This is a genomic window from Vibrio neptunius, assembly GCF_000967495.1.
Lineage (GTDB): Bacteria > Pseudomonadota > Gammaproteobacteria > Enterobacterales > Vibrionaceae > Vibrio > Vibrio neptunius.
Genome location: NZ_JXXU01000090.1, coordinates 15,062 through 32,689, shown reverse-complemented (window position 1 = coordinate 32,689; position 17,628 = coordinate 15,062). Strand labels below are relative to the sequence as shown.

15 protein-coding genes are annotated in these 17,628 nt (G+C 47.9%); 4 read left to right on the top strand and 11 right to left on the bottom strand.

Annotation, left to right across the window (positions count from 1 at the left end; all coding sequences use genetic code 11):
- The 4 genes from TW84_RS24985 to budA form a co-directional block, all read right to left on the bottom strand.
- Positions 1 to 247 (bottom strand): hypothetical protein (locus TW84_RS24985; RefSeq protein WP_205622511.1); only part of this gene is annotated, 247 nt, incomplete at its 3' end.
- Entirely contained in the window at positions 225 to 983 is a 759-nt protein-coding gene (gene budC / locus TW84_RS22625; RefSeq protein WP_045977867.1) for a meso-2,3-butanediol dehydrogenase, read from the bottom strand. The genes TW84_RS24985 and budC, both read right to left, overlap by 23 nt.
- Entirely contained in the window at positions 980 to 2,686 is a 1,707-nt protein-coding gene (alsS, locus tag TW84_RS22620; protein ID WP_045977866.1) for an acetolactate synthase AlsS, read from the bottom strand. Before alsS ends, budC begins: the two co-directional genes overlap by 4 nt.
- Before the next feature lie 29 nt (positions 2,687 to 2,715).
- Positions 2,716 to 3,501, bottom strand: a complete 786-nt coding sequence (gene budA, locus TW84_RS22615) for an acetolactate decarboxylase (protein ID WP_045977865.1) — start codon at positions 3,499 to 3,501, stop codon at positions 2,716 to 2,718.
- Between the two features lie 108 nt (positions 3,502 to 3,609).
- Between budA and TW84_RS22610 the strand changes: the two genes are divergently transcribed.
- Both TW84_RS22610 and TW84_RS22605 read left to right on the top strand, forming a co-directional pair.
- The gene (locus tag TW84_RS22610; RefSeq protein ID WP_045977864.1) at positions 3,610 to 4,524 is read left to right on the top strand and encodes a LysR family transcriptional regulator; all 915 of its coding nucleotides are present in this window, start codon (positions 3,610 to 3,612) and stop codon (positions 4,522 to 4,524) included.
- Positions 4,525 to 4,604: 80 nt separating this feature from the next.
- Entirely contained in the window at positions 4,605 to 5,402 is a 798-nt protein-coding gene (locus TW84_RS22605; RefSeq protein WP_045977863.1) for a transporter substrate-binding domain-containing protein, read from the top strand.
- A gap of 126 nt (positions 5,403 to 5,528) precedes the next feature.
- On the opposite strand, the gene gorA is transcribed toward TW84_RS22605, so the two are convergent.
- Positions 5,529 to 6,884: a glutathione-disulfide reductase gene (gorA, locus tag TW84_RS22600; RefSeq protein ID WP_045977862.1), complete on the bottom strand. Its 1,356-nt coding sequence runs from the start codon at positions 6,882 to 6,884 to the stop codon at positions 5,529 to 5,531.
- A gap of 172 nt (positions 6,885 to 7,056) precedes the next feature.
- Positions 7,057 to 7,896, bottom strand: a complete 840-nt coding sequence (locus TW84_RS22595) for a 23S rRNA (adenine(2030)-N(6))-methyltransferase RlmJ (RefSeq protein ID WP_045977861.1) — start codon at positions 7,894 to 7,896, stop codon at positions 7,057 to 7,059.
- A gap of 163 nt (positions 7,897 to 8,059) precedes the next feature.
- On the opposite strand from TW84_RS22595, the gene prlC reads away from it, so the two are divergent.
- Positions 8,060 to 10,102, top strand: a complete 2,043-nt coding sequence (gene prlC / locus TW84_RS22590; RefSeq protein ID WP_045977860.1) for an oligopeptidase A — start codon at positions 8,060 to 8,062, stop codon at positions 10,100 to 10,102.
- A 56-nt stretch (positions 10,103 to 10,158) separates the two neighbouring features.
- Here prlC and TW84_RS22585 read toward each other — a convergent pair whose 3' ends face one another.
- From TW84_RS22585 to TW84_RS22570, 4 genes are all read right to left on the bottom strand, one after another.
- On the bottom strand, positions 10,159 to 10,614 hold the full coding sequence (locus TW84_RS22585; RefSeq protein WP_045977859.1) for a DoxX family protein: 456 nt from the start codon (positions 10,612 to 10,614) through the stop codon (positions 10,159 to 10,161).
- 17 nt (positions 10,615 to 10,631) lie between these two features.
- Complete coding sequence (locus TW84_RS22580) at positions 10,632 to 11,393, bottom strand: HvfC/BufC N-terminal domain-containing protein (protein ID WP_045977858.1); 762 nt, start codon at positions 11,391 to 11,393, stop codon at positions 10,632 to 10,634.
- Positions 11,390 to 12,250 (bottom strand): MNIO family bufferin maturase, encoded by an 861-nt coding sequence (bufB, locus tag TW84_RS22575; RefSeq protein ID WP_045977857.1) that lies wholly within the window; start codon positions 12,248 to 12,250, stop codon positions 11,390 to 11,392. The genes TW84_RS22580 and bufB overlap by 4 nt, the downstream gene beginning before the upstream one ends.
- A gap of 69 nt (positions 12,251 to 12,319) precedes the next feature.
- Positions 12,320 to 12,580: a BufA1 family periplasmic bufferin-type metallophore gene (locus TW84_RS22570; RefSeq protein WP_045977856.1), complete on the bottom strand. Its 261-nt coding sequence runs from the start codon at positions 12,578 to 12,580 to the stop codon at positions 12,320 to 12,322.
- A gap of 309 nt (positions 12,581 to 12,889) precedes the next feature.
- Here TW84_RS22570 and uvrD point away from each other — a divergent pair, with 309 nt between their 5' ends.
- Positions 12,890 to 15,064, top strand: a complete 2,175-nt coding sequence (gene uvrD / locus TW84_RS22565; protein ID WP_157634087.1) for a DNA helicase II — start codon at positions 12,890 to 12,892, stop codon at positions 15,062 to 15,064.
- Between the two features lie 757 nt (positions 15,065 to 15,821).
- Here uvrD and ggt read toward each other — a convergent pair.
- Entirely contained in the window at positions 15,822 to 17,570 is a 1,749-nt protein-coding gene (ggt, locus tag TW84_RS22560) for a gamma-glutamyltransferase (protein ID WP_045977854.1), read from the bottom strand.
- Between the last annotated feature and the right edge of the window lie 58 nt (positions 17,571 to 17,628).

Sequence of the window (17,628 nt, the reverse complement as noted above, 5' to 3'; positions counted from 1 at the left end):
CAAGCCATGGTAGCCGAGGAATAACCCTTGGCTTATTTACCCTTTTATCGACCATATCAACAGTGATGAATGGTCGATGATTGCTGAGCTCGAACACCGTGTGCTTGTGTTTAATAAAGTCAGCAGGGCGGTGCCTTTGTTGCGTCGCCATGTCACTCTCTGGATAGTGGAGAGAGAACATGGCGAAGATAGCACCATACCCCTTTGAATGATCTGGTGCGGTATTAAACGATTTTCGGTTGTCCATCGGAAGCGGTTGCACCACCATCAACAGGTAAGTTGACACCGTTAATAAACGAGGCGTCATCACTGGCTAAAAAGGTGACCACTGCGGCAATCTCTTTTGGTTCAGCAGCGCGCCCTAATGGGATTCGCTCATTAAATTTATCACGCACTGCTTGAGGCCAACCATTGGTCATATTGGTTTTAACTAAGCTTGGGCATACGGCATTGATGCGAACCCCGTCCAAACCATGATCCAGCGCCATTGCACGGGTCAAGTTGACCACGGCTCCTTTGGTTGCACAATAAAATGCTGCCCCCCAATCACCGCCTAATCCAGATACTGAGGCGGTGTTAATTATGCAGCCACGGGTTTTAAGTAACTCTGGCAAGGCAAATTTTGCACAATAAACCACACCATCGATATTGACCGATGAAATTTTACGCCAATCTTCGACGCTGCACTCCAGCACAGTGCCGGGAATATGAATTCCAGCATTGTTGACTAAAATATCCAACTGGCCAAAATGCGCGACACAATTTTGCACCAAGCTAGCCACTTGCTGGGCATCGGACACATCGACGTTCTGTGCGATAACTCGAGATTTATCAAAATGTTCCAAAGCATTCAGTAATGGCTCTTGATCCCAGTCTGCCAGCATCAATCGCGCTCCCTCGTCATACAAACGTTGTGCAATCGCCAGACCAATACCATTCGCGGCTCCGGTGACGATCGCCACTTTATCGGTTAAACCTTTCATAGAAAAACTCCTTCGTTGTTAATTTGAAAAACAGGATCTTGTTGCGCTTCGCTTCTGGCTTGCATTAGCTTGTCGTTGTCTGAGTAGTCGACGGGAATCGCGACAACCACGGGGCCTTCTAACTCCATTGCTTGACGGAGAGTAGGCATCAGTTGATTGGCTTGAGTGACGGCAAATCCATGCGCTCCAAACGACTCGGCGTAAGCTTGAAAATCAATCGGCCCAAATTTGACGCCTGAGATACGTTGGTATTTTTGTTGTTCCTGTATCTCGACCATGTTGTAAGCATTGTCAACCCAGATGATGTGAACAATATTGCACTTCAAGCGCACCGCCGTTTCTAACTCCATGCTTGATTGCATAAAGCCACCATCACCAGAAACCGACACCACCTTATGGCCAGGTTTTAATAAGCTTGCAGCAATCGCCCAAGGTAGCGCCACTCCCATCGTTTGCTGACCATTCGATACCAACATCTGCCGAGCACGAAAACAGCTCAAGTAGCGCGCAATCCAAATATGAAAGCTCCCCATATCAAGGCATAAGGTGGTATCGGGTGTGATGATGGCCTGCATGGTTTTAATTAAGCTCAAGGGATGAAAACCAGCGGCTTGTCGCTTAATCGGAGCACTTTTGATGATATGCCGTTGTTGCGCCACCTCTTCTAGAATCGATAAGGCTGTCGACGATAAACGGTTACATTCGTTGATCTGAGTGCAAAAGGTTTGCAAGGTCGAACCGATATGACCCACAATTTCGATACAGGGTTGGTAATGCTGTTGGTACTGGGCCGGTTCAATATCAATGTGGATAATGGGGCAACGACCAGCATTCCAGAGTTCTGGATCGTATTCGATGGGGTTAAAACCTATGGTGATGATCAAATCGGCATCTTGCAGTAACACATCCCCGGGCTGATTATTGAATAACCCGACTCGGCCAGCAAAATGGTGATAATAGTTGATATCGACGGCACCAGCCGCTTGATAGGTTCCCACCACAGGCAGTTGCGTTTTTTGTAAAAACTGACTGATCATCGGGGCGTTGGCTTGATCGCTCGCATGTAAACCAAGCAGCACTACACAGCGCTGCGCTTTACTGATCCGATTGGCCGCTTCTTCAATCGCGGCCCGATCCGCATAAGCGTGTGGTCGATAGCTAGGTGGTGTGACTAAATCGGTATCTGTTTGATCACTTAAAACATCTTGAGGGACACTGACAAAGCATGCGCCTGGCCGACCTGACTCAGCAATGCGAAATGCATTTGCCATGATTTCACTGGTTGCATCAATATGCTGGATCTCTGCACTGTATTTAGTGACTGAGCGAAAAATGCTAACCGTATCCATGCTCTGGTGAGTTTGCTTTTGCTGGTAACTGCGTTTGACTGCGCCACCAATCGCTAGCATAGGGTCGCCCTCTGCGTTGGCTGTTGCGACGCCGGTGACTAAATTTCCGCATCCCGGGCCTGAGGTTGCCAGTGTCACGCCCGCCTTGCCTGTTAAACGTCCCATGACTCCGGCCATAAACGCGCCGTTGGCTTCATGTCTTACTGGAATCAGCTGAATTGGGGTATCTTCCAACGCATCAAATAAGCGATCAATCTTGGCACCGGGTATACCAAATACATACCGTATGCCAGCGGTCTCTAACTGCTGTGCAATTAACTGCGCGCCACTGCGCAAAGCGTGATGGGATGACATAATATTTCCTTTTAACTGACTGTTTTGGGTTACTTTTCAGCCGCTTCGATCGCGGCATGAAGGTCGTTGGGTACTAAATCGGCATCAAGAAAATCAGGGGATACTGGGGTATCAATCACTAGGCGCGAGACTCGGCCTATTTGGAGAAAACCCGATGAAATCAGGTAATCCTGAACATGGCCTCCGCCTGTTCTCGCTTGATCAATAAAATGCTCGTGGTAGCCAGGAACGTTAATGCCCGTGGTGTATTTCGGGCTGCGAAATCCCGCCATCACGCCTGATTTATGTTTAAAGTGAAAGGTGGGCTGCTGTTCGATCGCTTCCAACATCGGCCGGTAAGGGCGTTGCTGTTTAGGCACAGTTCGGGTTTGAACGGATGGAAACTCGCCTTCAAGCCGAATCGCACAAAAGATGTTGTCACTGGGAATCAGACGGTCGATAAGATGGTGGACTTCCTGACGAGTGAGCGTGTCATTGATTGGCAGTTCAATGTCGGGTTTGAAGAAAGTAAACACGGCAAAAGGCGTTTTTTGGTCAAGCTGAGCAGGGTGCGCAGAGCCATTCGCGTGCAGTTGGAACACTTGGTTATCAAAGGCAATCAACTCGCCATCCAATTGATTAAAAGTGCCTAACCCAAAATCACCATGTTTAAGCAAGTCAGCAATGGTTGTTGGCCCTTCATAAACGCCGGCAATCAAAGCGCTCATCAGTGAAGTTTGATAAATCACACCCTCTCCTGAGCTTTGCTGATAGTGAGCAAACTGCTGTGAAATGTGCTCAGGGCAAGAACAGGCGGAAGAGAGATAACGTTGCATAATTCAACCTAAATATGAACCGAGGTGTATATTTAGATTGACTTGAGACGCACAACAAATCCAATATAAAAAAGATTTATTTTGATATGAAAAAAATATGGATGAATGATGGAATTTCGCTACATGAAGTACTTTGTTGCTGTGGCTAAAGCGAAGCATTTTACCCGAGCTGCAGAGCAGTTAGGCATCGCCCAACCCCCATTGAGCCAACAGATCAAAAAACTAGAGGAGGAATTGGGTGTTGCGTTATTCAGACGTTTATCTCGTGGTGTGGAACTCACCGCCGCGGGTGAAGAGTTTTATCATGATGCGCAGCATATTTTACAAGAAGTGGAATGTTGTCAGCGTAAGCTAGAGCAAATTGCGCGAGGTGAAAAACAGGAGCTTCGCATTGGGTTTGCTTCTTCAACCGCGAGCAGTAGTGAAGTGTTAGACAATATTCGTTGGTTGCACGAGCAACATCCGACGCTTAATTTGGTTGCTGTTGAGCACTCTATGCCTGAGTTGGTTATATGGCTCAAACAGCGGCGTTTAGAGTTCGCCTTTATGCGCTTGCCTTGTTATGCCTGTGAATCGCTCAACCATAAGATTTTATTTGATGATCCTTTTGTGGCCGTCACCCCGACCAACTATCGCTTGGCCGCGCATGCCAGACTCGATTTGGCCCAATTACACAATGAGAATGTGTTGATGTTTCCCCGTGATACTGGCCCGGCGTTGTATGATCGTCTTGAGGCGGCGTTGCATGATGCGGGCGTACATATTGCTCGGCCTTATGCTGCACCACAACTGCGGACGGCAATTACCATGGCCCAAGCCGGTTTTGGCATTGCGATTGTGCCGTTATCTTTAACTGAGCATCTTGATCAATCGGTTGTAATACAACAAATCAATGATATGCCTTTTGTCAGTCAGGTCGCGTTGGTGTGGGATAGCCGTCACCACCACCCCTTAATTCATACCAGTATTCGATGTTTGGATAGCCTCAAACAATCCTCCCTTGCTGGTGGGTCATCAACATAAGCAAGATAGTCATCAAATATTAAAACTATCAACTACACTTTGATGTGCGAGACGGCCTTGTCAATCTAGGAGAAAGTGTCATGTTGAATATGTATAAAGCTTGTTTATGGTGCTTCTTAGCATTATGTTTTCCCACCCTGAGTCAAGCATCTGAGCCCATTGAGTTGACCTTGTCCTATCAGATTAACCCTTCGCCTCCATACCAGATGGGAACAGGAGTAGAGGTGGTTCAGCCACCGGGTATTGCATTGGATGTGATCAATGCGGCGGCAAAAGAGCTCAATCTCACTATCAAATATGAACGCTACCCAAATGTGAGGGTGCTGCATTTACTAGAAAACGGACAGATTGACGGTGCGTTTATGTTTTCCTATAAACCCGAGCGAGCGGAGATAGCGCATTATCCTATGACATCAGATGGTCAGCTAGATTCGTCGAAGCGACTGGCCAGTCTCAGTTACTGGCTCTACTCTCAATCAAAAGCGAGATACGATTATGATGGAGAAAGGTATTCAGGGGAAAGCGGTATTATTGTTGCGGAACACGGTGACTCGATTATTGGTGATCTCGAGAAACAAGGGCAAAAAGTGCAACAACCTGAATCCGCGTATAAAGCACTGGTCATGATGACCAAGCGCACGAAAATCGTCGGCGCAGCGCTGCAGGATGTGAAAGCCGCTCCTTTGCTCGATAAGCCAGAGTTTTCTGGTATTGAGCGTTCATCCTCTCCGCTCAAGACGAAGGATTATTTTTTAGTTCTCAGTCATCGTTTTGTTGAGAAACACCCAGATGTGGCCGAAGCATTGTGGCAAAAAATTAGCGAGCTCAGAGATGAGGTTACCCAACAAAGCATGTACCAGTATGCTTCAGTGCAGTAGTTCGCGTCACCTGACTTCTTCATCTCAGATTGTTGGTGCGCATCAGCTATCGAGAAACCGACTAGCCTCGTTATATTGAGGCTAGTCTGAGGTGTAGAATGACTCACGTGTGAGGCGCTGTCTACATTATCTCATGGTCACAAACTCTTCTGAGCCCGTTGGGTGGATAGCTACCACAGAGTCGAAGTCTGCTTTGGTTGCACCCATCTTCATCGCAACGCCGAAACCTTGGATCATTTCATCGACCGTAAAGCCGATACCGTGTAGGCCGACGACGGTTTCTTCTTCACCAGCACAGACCAGTTTCATTTTACATGGTTGACGATGTTTAGTGACCGCTGTGTACATGGCGGTAAAGCCAGATGTGTAGACTTTGATGTTGTCTTTGCCGTACTTCTCTTCCGCTTCTTGGGTTGTGAGGCCGATAGTGCCGATTGGCGGGTGGCTAAACACCACAGTTGGTACTAGGTTGTAGTCCATCTTAGCTTCTGGCTTGTTGTTGAACAGGCGCTCAGATAGCTGGCGACCTGCTTTGACCGCCACTGGTGTTAGCTCGATACCACCTTCCATGATATCACCGACACAGTAGATGCCAGACACATTGGTCTGCTGATATTCATCGACCTTGATGTAACCACGGTCATTGGTTTCAACACCCGTTGATGCTAGGTTGATAGCGTCAGTTGCGGGGTGGCGACCGATTGCCCAGATCAGCGTATCGACGTTTTGAGAATTACCGTTTTCTAGGTGAAGCGTTAGGCTGCCATCGGCTTCCTTAACCACTTCTTTTGGCACTGAGTGGGTGTGCAGCGTTGGGCCTTCGGCTTCCATCACTTCAACTAGCGTCTCAATGATCATCGGATCAAAGCTGCGCAGTGGTGATTCTTTACGACAGAATAGGTGAGTGTCTGTGCCAAGCGCGCTCAGTACGCCAGCAATTTCAACCGCGATGTAACCAGCACCAATAACCGCGACGCGTTTTGGTTGTTCGTTCAGCTCGAAGAAACCGTTTGAATCGATGCCGTGCTCTGCACCCGGGATGTTAGGAATCGTTGGACGACCACCTACAGCGATTAGGATGTGATCTGCGGTGTAGTGTTCGCCGTTCACTTCAACGGTTTTCTCGTCAACAAACTTAGCGAAGCCTTTAATAACATTGACTTTGTTGTTGCCAAGTACGCGATCGTAAGATTGGTGAATACGACCGATGTACGCTTGACGACTTTCAACCAGCTTGTTCCAGTCGAAGCCTTTTACATCAACATCAAAGCCGTAGTCTTCAGCGTAAAGGTTCATCGCTTCAGCCACCTGAGCACCATGCCACATGACTTTCTTCGGTACACAACCTACGTTTACACACGTGCCGCCTAGATCCTGAGCTTCAATCAGCGCAACTTTAGCACCATACATCGCTGCTCGGTTTGCTGAAGCAATACCACCACTACCGCCACCGATACAGATATAGTCAAAATGAGTCGCCATTACTTTCTCCAATTATTGCGGGATTAAGGCGCTGTGCGACATCTGTTGCCCAGTCGCAAGCTCCCTGCGAGTTTTAATTCATTGTCTTTGATATGGAGGATAGATCGGTTGAACTCAATCTATCCTGTTTAACTTTTTCTTCGCCCTGCGCGGTACTCGTCGCAAGCGGCTATTACTCCGGTACTATCCAGTCTACTTTGATATGACCGGTTGCTGGCGCAATAGCTTCTTTGAGGAAAGGCAAAATAGCATTCATCTGGCTTTCCAATTTCCACGGAGGATTAATCACAATCATGCCTGACGCGGTCATCCCGTGCTCATTGCTATCGGCCGCAACACCTAATTCAATTTGTAAGATCTTACGGATACCCAAGCTTTGCAGACCTTCAATCATGTCTTCAATGTCGCAGCGATTAACAACCGGATACCAGATTGCATAGATGCCCGTGGCCCAGCGTTTATGGCTCTGATAAATCGCTTGGACGACATCACGGTATTCTTTGGCCAGTTCGTAAGGCGGGTCAATCAGTACCAGACCACGGCGTTCCTGTGGAGGTAAGCTTGCCTTCAAACGCTTGAAACCGTCTTCCTTATAAATGCTGACTTGACGGTCACGATGAAATTCTTGTTCCAGCAATGGGTAGTCGCTTGGGTGAAGCTCCGTCAAGACCATACGGTCCTGTGGTCGCAGATGCGCACGAGCCACACGCGGCGAGCCTGGGTAATAACGCAGTGTGTCACCTTTGTTCAGTGCCTGAATCGATGCGAGGTAGCTTTGGATCTCTTCTGGGATCTCAGCTTGTTGCCAGACACGTGCGATACCTTGTTTGTATTCACCTGTCTTTTCTGACCATTCGTGGGTTAAGTCATAGCGACCCACACCCGAGTGGGTATCATGGTAAACAAATGGCTTATCTTTTTGCTTGAGCGCGTTGAGGATAAGGCTTTGAACAATATGCTTAACCACGTCAGCATGGTTACCTGCGTGGAAGCTGTGGCGATAACTTAACAAAATGACACTCTCTAACTGGTGACGACACCGGGTAATTTAATAGCAGATAGTATACGCCACTATTGAAAATTGCTGAACCTACCTATATTTACTATTTAAGACAAACGAGAAATAACAAAGACGGACCCGTCAGTTCGCTTTTTGCCAATAAAAGGAATGCTTTATGTCTAATCCTCTTCTGAGCTTTACCGATTTGCCCCCGTTTTCTGATATCAAACCTGAACACGTGAAACCAGCCGTTGAACAGGCGATTACAGACTGCCGAGCAAAAATCGAGCAGGTACTAGAAGGCAACAGTAACCCAAGCTGGGAAAGCGTTGTTGCGCCAATTGAAGAAGTGGATGATCGCCTCAGCCGCCTTTGGTCACCTGTGAGTCATATGAATTCAGTGATGAACAGTGATGAATTGCGTGAAGCGTATGAAAGCTGCTTACCTCTATTGTCCGAATACGGTACTTGGGTAGGGCAGCACAAAGGCTTATTTGAAGCCTATAAAGCGATGAAAGCCAGTGAAGAATTTGCTGGCTTGACTCAGGCACAGCAGAAAACCATCACAGATTCGCTACGTGATTTCGAGTTGTCAGGCATCGGTTTGCCTGCTGATGAGCAGCACCGCTATGGTGAGATCAGTAAGCGTATGTCTGAGTTGGGTTCTAAGTTTTCTAACAATGTGTTGGACGCGACCATGGGTTGGACCAAACACGTTGAAGATGAAAAACAATTGGCAGGTATGCCGGAGTCTGCATTGGCAGCAGCCAAAGCGGCGGCTGAGTCTAAAGAGCTGGATGGTTACCTGCTAACGCTAGATATCCCATCTTACCTTCCGGTGATGACTTACTGTGACAATCAGGAATTACGTAAAGAGCTCTATGAAGCTTATGTCACTCGCGCCTCGGACCGTGGCCCGAAAGCGGGCGAATGGGACAACAGTGAAATCATTAATGAACAGTTGAAGCTGCGTTATGAAATCGCCCGTATGCTGGGTTTCAATACCTTTAGTGAGAAGTCTCTGGCGACTAAGATGGCAGAAAACCCATCGCAAGTGTTGGGCTTCCTCAATGACCTTGCCCACAAAGCCAAGCCGCAAGGCGAGCGTGAAGTTGAAGAGTTACGCCAGTTTGCTAAGAGCGAGTTTGGAGTTGAAGAACTCAACCTTTGGGACATTGCTTACTACAGTGAAAAGCAGAAGCAGCATTTGTTCCAGATTTCTGACGAAGAGCTACGCCCTTACTTCCCAGAACAAAGAGCGATCAGTGGCTTGTTTGAAGTCTTAAACCGTGTATTTGGTATGAATGTCAAACAGCGAGAGGGCGTTGATGTTTGGCATGAGTCAGTACGATTCTTTGATATTTTTGATGCCAACGATCAGCTTCGTGGCAGCTTCTATCTTGACCTGTATGCGCGTGAACACAAGCGCGGCGGTGCTTGGATGGACGAATGCCGTGTGCGCCGTATCAATGCGCAAGGTGAGCTGCAATCACCGGTGGCGTATCTGACCTGTAACTTTAACAAACCGGTTGGCGACAAGCCTGCGCTGTTTACTCACAATGAAGTCGTGACGCTATTCCATGAGTTTGGCCACGGTATTCATCACATGCTGACTCAGGTCGATACTGGGTCAGTTTCAGGCATCAACGGGGTTCCGTGGGATGCGGTCGAGTTGCCAAGTCAGTTCCTAGAGAACTGGTGTTGGGAAGAAGAGGCGCTAGCGTTTATCTCTGGTCACTTCGAAACGGGCGAACCACTGCCAAAAGAGATGCTGGATAAGATGCTGGCGGCGAAGAACTTCCAATCGGCGATGTTTATTCTTCGTCAGCTCGAGTTTGGTTTGTTTGATTTCACGCTGCACACGGAGTTTGACCCTGAAATCGGTCCTCGCGTGCTGGAAACACTGGCGGATGTGAAGTCTAAGGTCGCTGTCTTGCCTAGTCTGGAATGGAACCGATTCTCGCACAGCTTTAGCCATATCTTTGCTGGTGGTTACAGTGCAGGTTATTACAGCTACCTGTGGGCGGAAGTGCTTTCTTCAGATGCCTTCTCTCGTTTTGAAGAAGAAGGCATCTTTAATACCGACACCGGTAAGAGCTTCCTAAATAACATTCTGGAAATGGGCGGTAGTGAAGAGCCAATGGAGCTGTTCAAGCGCTTCCGTGGTCGTGAGCCGCAAATCGATGCCTTGCTGCGTCATTCTGGGATTCGTGCTTAAGCACTGAGCTTTGAAACTAAAAACGCCCTCCAATTGAGGGCGTTTTGGTATTGGTTTTACCCTTGTAGCTTGCGCTTAATCAGCTTATCCAGAGAAACCAAGCCGGGCCCCCAGACGATGACGTTGAGAATCATCAAGCCCCAGAGTTGGTGGTCGTAAAAGCCTTTTTCCCACAATAGCGGGTAGGAAACGACAGCAATAATATTGAACACGAACAAGATGGCCGCCATGGGTCGGGTCAACAGGCCGAATGCTAAGAAAGCTGGCAGAATAAGCTCGGCGGCAGTACCTAGGTAAGCTGCCAGTTCCCAAGGTAAAATCGGCACCTGATATTCGTATTCAAACAGGTAAAGGGTGCTGTCCCAAGAAGCAATTTTGGTCAGGCCAGAATTAAAAAAGACCCAAGCAACCCAGAGTCGACAAAACAGCAGTAGTAGTGGCACAAACACACATTGGGCTTTATCGACTAAGGCGTCGTAGCGCTCAATCACGTTTTTTATAGCGTTAGACATAGCAACAATCCTTATTCTTATTGGGCAAGAGAAAACCCAGAAATTAACTGGTTCTCCAGCAGCACTCCCAGATAAGGCAGGTGGGTTTCTGGGATTTCTCCTAGCGTGCAACCTGAGCTGAGATACTGAAGCAGTTCAAAAGGCAGCTGATCGAGCGCCATCGTCCAACATTGACCGTCGGGTTGACTGATGATCACGCCGTACTCGGCTTGATGGAGCGTCAGCTGTTCGAAATCATTATTCTCAATGGCCAGACGCAGCGCATACACCGCGTAGGGTGAATGAAAAGGTAAAGTGCCGGGCGAAAGGTGAAAATGGATGTTAGGCTGCTGCTGCTCTGCTACTTCCGCTAAGCGAGCAATCGGCCAAATATCTTCCGGTGTTTTGACACTACCTTGACGTTGTTGAGAGACATCGATTTGCCATTCAAAACGTGCCACATCCGCAGCATAAGGGGCCGCTTCAACCACTGCTGGGAAAGCTTCTATGGTGGTGGCGAAATGTTCACCATAGTCAGTCACGTCACCAGTGCGAAGAGGGTGGTTGAGGACGTGCGAACGAGCCATTTGCTCAAAGCACTCTTCACCCACCAGCGCCAGCACCATAGGGTAAGTGGCCTGAAGTACTTCGCTTAAGCTGATGATGAAGTTGTTGCGGTAAATTTGCATCCGTTCGTCGGCACTGAAGGTATCAGAACAGATATCACAGGCATCACCCGTCGCTTGATAGTGTAGGGCATTGGCGAAGTTTTTTTGTAACTCTGCTAGGGATTGAGTCATGACGCCTTCCTCCCCTGCAACGCGTCGAACTGAATCAGCCTCTCACTGGCTTTATGGCATTCTGCCAACAGCACTTCGGGCTGGGGAATGTCCAGATCCCATTCAATCAGCGTATGGCGCGGGCCGTGAGTAGCCAGCCATTGTTCGTATAGTGTCCACACTTCATCAGAAACAGGCTGACTGTGGGTATCTATCCAGATTTGACCTTTTTCCAACTGCTTAATCGTAAAGCCTGCCAAATGAATTTCATCGACTTTATCGGCCGGAATCGCATTGATGTAGGTCTGACTATCGAAACCATGGTTAAAGGCGGAAACGTGGATATTGTTGAGATCAAGCAGTAATCGGCAGTCGGTACGCTTTTGTACTTCAGCCAGAAATTCCCATTCGGCAATCGTAGAGTGAGCAAACTTTACATAGCTCGATGGGTTTTCTATCAACATTGGCCGCTGAATATAATCCTGAACGTCGATGACGTTGCGGCAAAACACCGCTAAGGCTTCTTCTGTATAAGGTAGCGGCAGCAGATCATTAAAATAGTGGCCGCCATTTTCACTCCAACTGAGATGATCGGAGACCAAAAACGGGTTGACCTCATCAATGAGTGATTTGAGTTGTTTAAGATGGTGTTGGTTAACCCTGTCAACGCTGCCGAGCGATAAGCCAATGCCATGACAGCTTATTTGGTAGTCATTCCTCAGTTTGCGCAGGCTTTGTCTCGCTGGTGAGTATGGTTGAAAGTAGTTTTCACTGTGAATTTCCAACCAAGATAAGTCGGGTTTATTGTCAGTGAAATAATCGATATGAGGAGAGCGCAGTCCTACACCCACCTGATTGTGGTAGTTGTCCTTATTCACGAACTCTTCCTTTGTGGGTAAAAACAATAAAGGCGACCGAGTTGAGCCTAGGTCGCCCCATCCAATCGATTAAGAAGACTGAGTGCTACCGCCAACGAGCTTGCCACATAGTCCTTTAGGAACGACTACGAAGGCATCTTTCTGGTTATCTTCTTTTGCAGTACCTGCACAAGAACTGGTTTTGGTTGCACAATCGTTTTTACCTGCTTTTGAAACGCCGTAGCATTTCTCTTTTTCTGCAGCAACAGCAGGTGCCGCAGTGAGCATTGTGCCGCCTAAAGCGAGTAGACCAGTAACAGCAGCAGTAACAGCAAGATTAGACTTTTTCATAGTAATTTCCTCAGACTTTTCCTTTCTTAGTGAATACCCAAGTGATCTGCGGTTAAAACGTTTATTCAAAGGTCACTTGGGTATTTTTCACAAGCTAATTCATCAACTTGCTTAATTAAAAGGATAGAAAAAGCCTCAATAAACTTTCAGAAAACCAATAAAAAATTGACTTATTATTGGTTTTATTTATTTAAGGTTATGTTTTTTAGAGAAAATACAGCATAAAAAATTTGTGTTTTTTCTTCTGAAATAGATAGGGTGTTTAGGTTATAATCGATTTTCATGTATAGATAACCAGTAGCTGAGCTCATAATGGATCCTTCATTACTTCTTGACGGCCTTAACGATAAGCAGCGTGAAGCCGTTGCCGCTCCACTTGAAAATTTACTTGTCCTAGCGGGCGCAGGGAGTGGTAAAACCCGGGTGCTGGTGCACCGTATCGCGTGGCTGATGTCGGTGGAGCAGGCGTCTCCTTTTTCCATTATGTCGGTGACGTTTACCAATAAAGCCGCTTCGGAAATGCGGGGCCGTATTGAAGAGTTGATGATGGGTAGTGCGTCAGGAATGTGGAATGGCACGTTTCACGGTATCTGCCATCGTATCCTACGTGCCCATTATATTGATGCGAAATTACCGGAAGACTTTCAGATCATTGATACGGATGACCAACAGAGATTGTTGCGTCGTCTCATTAAAGCGCAAAATCTGGATGAGAAGCAGTGGCCAGCCCGTCAGGTAAGCTGGTGGATTAACGGCAAAAAAGACGAAGGTCTGCGTCCAAGTCATATTGATGCTTACCATGATCCTGTGACCAAAACCTATCTACAACTCTATACGGCTTATCAGGAAGCGTGTGACCGTGCTGGTTTGGTCGATTTCGCCGAAATTCTTCTGCGTACTCATGAGTTGTTGCGGGATAACAAGTTTGTGCGTGAGCACTACCAGGCACGCTTTAAACATATCTTGGTGGATGAGTTCCAGGATACCAACAACATTCAATACGCTTGGCTGCGAATGATGGCCGGCCCAGAGTCACACGTGATGATTGTTGGGGATGATGACCAGTCTATATACGGCTGGCGTGGCGCTAAGATTGAAAATATTGAGAAGTTCACGCGCGAGTTCCCAAGCGTCAACACCATTCGTCTGGAGCAAAACTACCGCTCTACTAAAACCATCCTCGAAGCCTCCAATACTCTGATTGCTAATAATACAGAGCGCATGGGGAAAGAGTTATGGACTGACGGCGTCGAAGGTGAGCCGATCTCTGTTTACTCTGCTTACAACGAGTTGGATGAAGCCCGTTTTGCTGTCAACAAAATTAAGGAATGGCAGGAAAAAGGTGGTGCATTGAATGATGCGGCCATGCTTTATCGTAACAACGCTCAGTCTCGGGTACTGGAAGAAGCGTTAATTCAGGCTGGCTTACCCTATCGTATTTATGGTGGTATGCGATTCTTCGAGCGTCAGGAAATCAAAGATGCACTGAGCTATCTACGATTGATGGCAAATCGCAATGATGATGCGGCGTTTGAGCGGGTGGTAAATACACCAACACGCGGGCTTGGAGACAAAACCTTAGAGACGATTCGTTTTGCAGCGCGGGATCGTGGTTGCACGATGTGGCAAGCGAGTGTTGCTCTGCTGGATGAGCAGGTTTTGGCTGGTCGAGCGGCGGGAGCGTTAAGCCGTTTCGTTGAGCTGGTCAGCGCGCTGGAAGATGATACCTGTGAAATGTCTCTGCATGAGCAGACGGACCATGTGATCAAATACTCCGGCTTATTTGCCATGTACGAACAGGAAAAAGGCGAGAAATCCAAGGCGCGAATAGAGAACTTGGAAGAGTTGGTCACCGCCACGCGCCAATTCGAAAAGCCGGAAGAAGCGGAAGAGATGACGTTGCTCACGGCATTCCTGACCCATGCAGCGCTGGAGGCGGGTGAAGGTCAGGCCGACGAGTTCGAAGATGCAGTGCAACTGATGACCTTGCACAGTGCAAAAGGTCTGGAGTTCCCATTGGTGTTTATGGTTGGTGTCGAAGAAGGTATGTTCCCAAGCCAGATGTCCGCTGAAGAGGCTGGGCGCTTGGAAGAGGAACGTCGACTGTGCTACGTGGGGATGACCCGGGCGATGGAAAAGCTCTACATCACCTATGCTGAGATGCGTCGCTTGTACGGTCAGGACAAATACCACAAACCTTCGCGCTTTATCCGTGAACTGCCAGAAGGCTGCTTAGATGAAGTGCGAATGAAAGCGCAGGTCAGCCGTCCGGCAAGCTCGGGCCGCTTTAGCCAGACAGTGGTCAAAGAGAATTTTAACGAGACAGGTTTTAGTCTTGGTTCTCGCGTTATGCACCCTAAGTTTGGTGAAGGGACAATCATCAACTTTGAAGGCAGTGGTCCGCAAAGTCGCGTTCAGGTTGCTTTTAATGGCGAAGGTATCAAATGGTTAGTGACCGCTTACGCTAAACTAGAAACGTTATAACTGCTAAGTTTATTTTCTCAAAATAGCTGGGCTTGTAGACAAGGCGGCAATTGAACGAGCCCCTGAGCATAGGGAACCTATGTGATGGGGCGAGTGAAAGCAGACAACGCAGTCTAAAGTTCAAATATGAAGAGAAAAAGATAAAGAAAAACCCCGAGGGCTTGCGCCCATCGGGGTTATAGTCTTACTCGCAGCAATCCGGCTACTATAAGTGCTCCATGCATCAAATCCTTGATAGTATGCTGATGTCCTTCAGCGTCGTCCATTCATCGCCATCCTAGCGGTGTCCTTGACCCTATCCTGGTCCACTAACTATCCTAGTTAGCTCACTTCACTTGTTCCTTAAGCGGTGTCCTTGTCATCATCCTGATGATAAGTCCCTTCCTCATCCCGAGGTGTCCATTTCCCATCCTTAGTAGTAACCATCCTAGTTACTAATGAGTCCGTTCAATGTCCTATTCGCTGTCCTTGCCGATTGTTCATCCTGAGCAACCGTATCTTCTTCCTGAAGATGACCAAATCCTTGGTAATTCCTGTTCCGTGTCAGCATCCTTCCGACAGGTTTAATATTACGTTTCTGACGGCTTTCATCAACAGCATAGAATTAGACTTGTTGAATGAGTGTTTGGTTAAAAATAGTTCATTGTCTTTTATTACAATGACATACGTGTAATAAGTTGTAATCTTCTCACTAAAAAAGCTATTTTTGCTCACCAGCCTGTAAGAGATCTCGCACAAGCTGGTGAGCAGATCGACGCTATTGACCGATAGCCGCACCTTCGCGTCTTGGGTCTGCTGCGCCTTCTAATTCATTATTCTTGAATAGAATTGCGTGTAGGCCAGAATTCAAGTCACGAATATTCACTTCGAAACCCATTTTCTCTAGTTCTGACTTGAGGTTTTCTGCCTCCGTTCCTTGCTCAATATCTAATGTACCGAAGCGATTCAGTAAGTGTGGTTGGTTGATCGCTTGCTGAATATCCATATCCCACTGAGTGTGAGCAATGATGGCTTGAGCGACATAGCCAATAATGCGGCTGCCACCCGGAGATCCGATCGCCATGTAAGGTTTGCCGTCTTGCATGATGATGGTCGGCGCCATTGAAGAGCGAGGACGCTTACCCGGCTCTAAACGGTTTGCAATAGGATGCCCGTCTCTGTGGGTTCGGAAAGAAAAGTCGGTCAACTCATTGTTTAGCAGGAACCCATTGGTCATCAAACGTGAGCCAAACGCGTTTTCAATCGTGGTGGTGATCGACACCACATTGCCCTCTTTATCTACCACATTGAAGTGGCTGGTCGATGGCAGCTCAATCGATTCATCACGGCTTTGACGCTGAGCGTAACTCCAAGGCGGTGTACCTGCAGATGCTGACTCCAGTGCTTTCCCCGGTGTAATGAGTTTTGCACGCTGTTTGAGGTAGTCTGAATTGAGTAAACCTTGAGTCGGCATAGGGACAAAATCTTCATCGGCCATATACATGCCGCGGTCGGCAAAGGCTAAGCGTGAAGCGTCGGCGATGACTTGCCAAGATTTGGCGTTATCAGGCCCCCAGTTTTTAAGATCAAACTGCTCTGTCATTGTCAAAATTTGACCCACGGTAAGAGCTCCAGAGCCTGGAGGCCCCATTCCACAGATGTCGAAGCTTTGATACGCGGAGCAGACAGGCTGACGCTGTTTGATTTGGTAAGCATCGAAATCAGCTTGCGCTAGTACGCCTGGGTTGCCAGCGGCCGATTGGACGGTTTTGATGATATCGCTTGCAATTTTGCCCTGATAAAAGGCGTCCGCACCCGCTTTAGCGATTGCTTCGAGTGTGGCCGCGTATTCAGGGTTCTTCAGTAATGTACCTTGTTGCTTGGCAGAGCCATCACGATTAAAGAAATAGGCTTTGGTTGCTGGGAAACGCGATAGGCGTTCTGCATCTTTCTCAATCAAGGTGGCTAAGCGAGGGCTAATGGTAAAACCGTTTTTAGCGACCTTAACTACAGGTTCAATCAGCGTTTTCCATTCAAGTTTGCCGTATTTCTGGTGAGTATCCCACATCAGTTTCACGGTGCCTGGTGTACCGACGGAGCGGCCACCTACCACAGCATCGTAAAATTGCATCGGTTCGCCATTCTTATCTTGGAAAAGGCGAGGTGTTGCTGCTAGAGGTGCAGTTTCACGGCCATCATAAGTGGTCAATTGCTGCTTTTTTGCATCCCAATACACTAAAAAAGCACCGCCACCAATACCAGAGGACTGTGGCTCCACTAGGCCAAGCATGAGCTGAGTGGTGACCATAGCATCGATAGCGTTACCGCCTTGTTTGAGGATATCAGCACCTGCTTGTGTTGCTAGCGGGTTAGCGGCGGTGACCATCCAGTCTTTGGCCTTAACCAGTTGCTTTTGTTCTAAGCCACTACTGTGTTCTGGGGCAACTGAATCGGCGGCCTGATTTGCGGCCGCACCAACGGACGTTAGTAATAGGCACGTCGTTAGGAAAGTACGTTTCCACTGCATCTTGTTCTCCTTGTTATTTATGCAGCGACAAGAGTGACAGCGGAGTGACCGTGAGTCT

Coding starts and splice junctions, on each gene's coding strand:
- budC (WP_045977867.1), bottom strand. CDS start 983: ATGAAAGGTTTAACCGATAAAGTGGCGATCGTCACCGGAGCCGCGAAT.
- alsS (WP_045977866.1), bottom strand. CDS start 2,686: ATGTCATCCCATCACGCTTTGCGCAGTGGCGCGCAGTTAATTGCACAG.
- budA (WP_045977865.1), bottom strand. CDS start 3,501: ATGCAACGTTATCTCTCTTCCGCCTGTTCTTGCCCTGAGCACATTTCA.
- TW84_RS22610 (WP_045977864.1), top strand. CDS start 3,610: ATGGAATTTCGCTACATGAAGTACTTTGTTGCTGTGGCTAAAGCGAAG.
- TW84_RS22605 (WP_045977863.1), top strand. CDS start 4,605: ATGTTGAATATGTATAAAGCTTGTTTATGGTGCTTCTTAGCATTATGT.
- gorA (WP_045977862.1), bottom strand. CDS start 6,884: ATGGCGACTCATTTTGACTATATCTGTATCGGTGGCGGTAGTGGTGGT.
- prlC (WP_045977860.1), top strand. CDS start 8,060: ATGTCTAATCCTCTTCTGAGCTTTACCGATTTGCCCCCGTTTTCTGAT.
- TW84_RS22585 (WP_045977859.1), bottom strand. CDS start 10,614: ATGTCTAACGCTATAAAAAACGTGATTGAGCGCTACGACGCCTTAGTC.
- TW84_RS22580 (WP_045977858.1), bottom strand. CDS start 11,393: ATGACTCAATCCCTAGCAGAGTTACAAAAAAACTTCGCCAATGCCCTA.
- TW84_RS22570 (WP_045977856.1), bottom strand. CDS start 12,580: ATGAAAAAGTCTAATCTTGCTGTTACTGCTGCTGTTACTGGTCTACTC.
- ggt (WP_045977854.1), bottom strand. CDS start 17,570: ATGCAGTGGAAACGTACTTTCCTAACGACGTGCCTATTACTAACGTCC.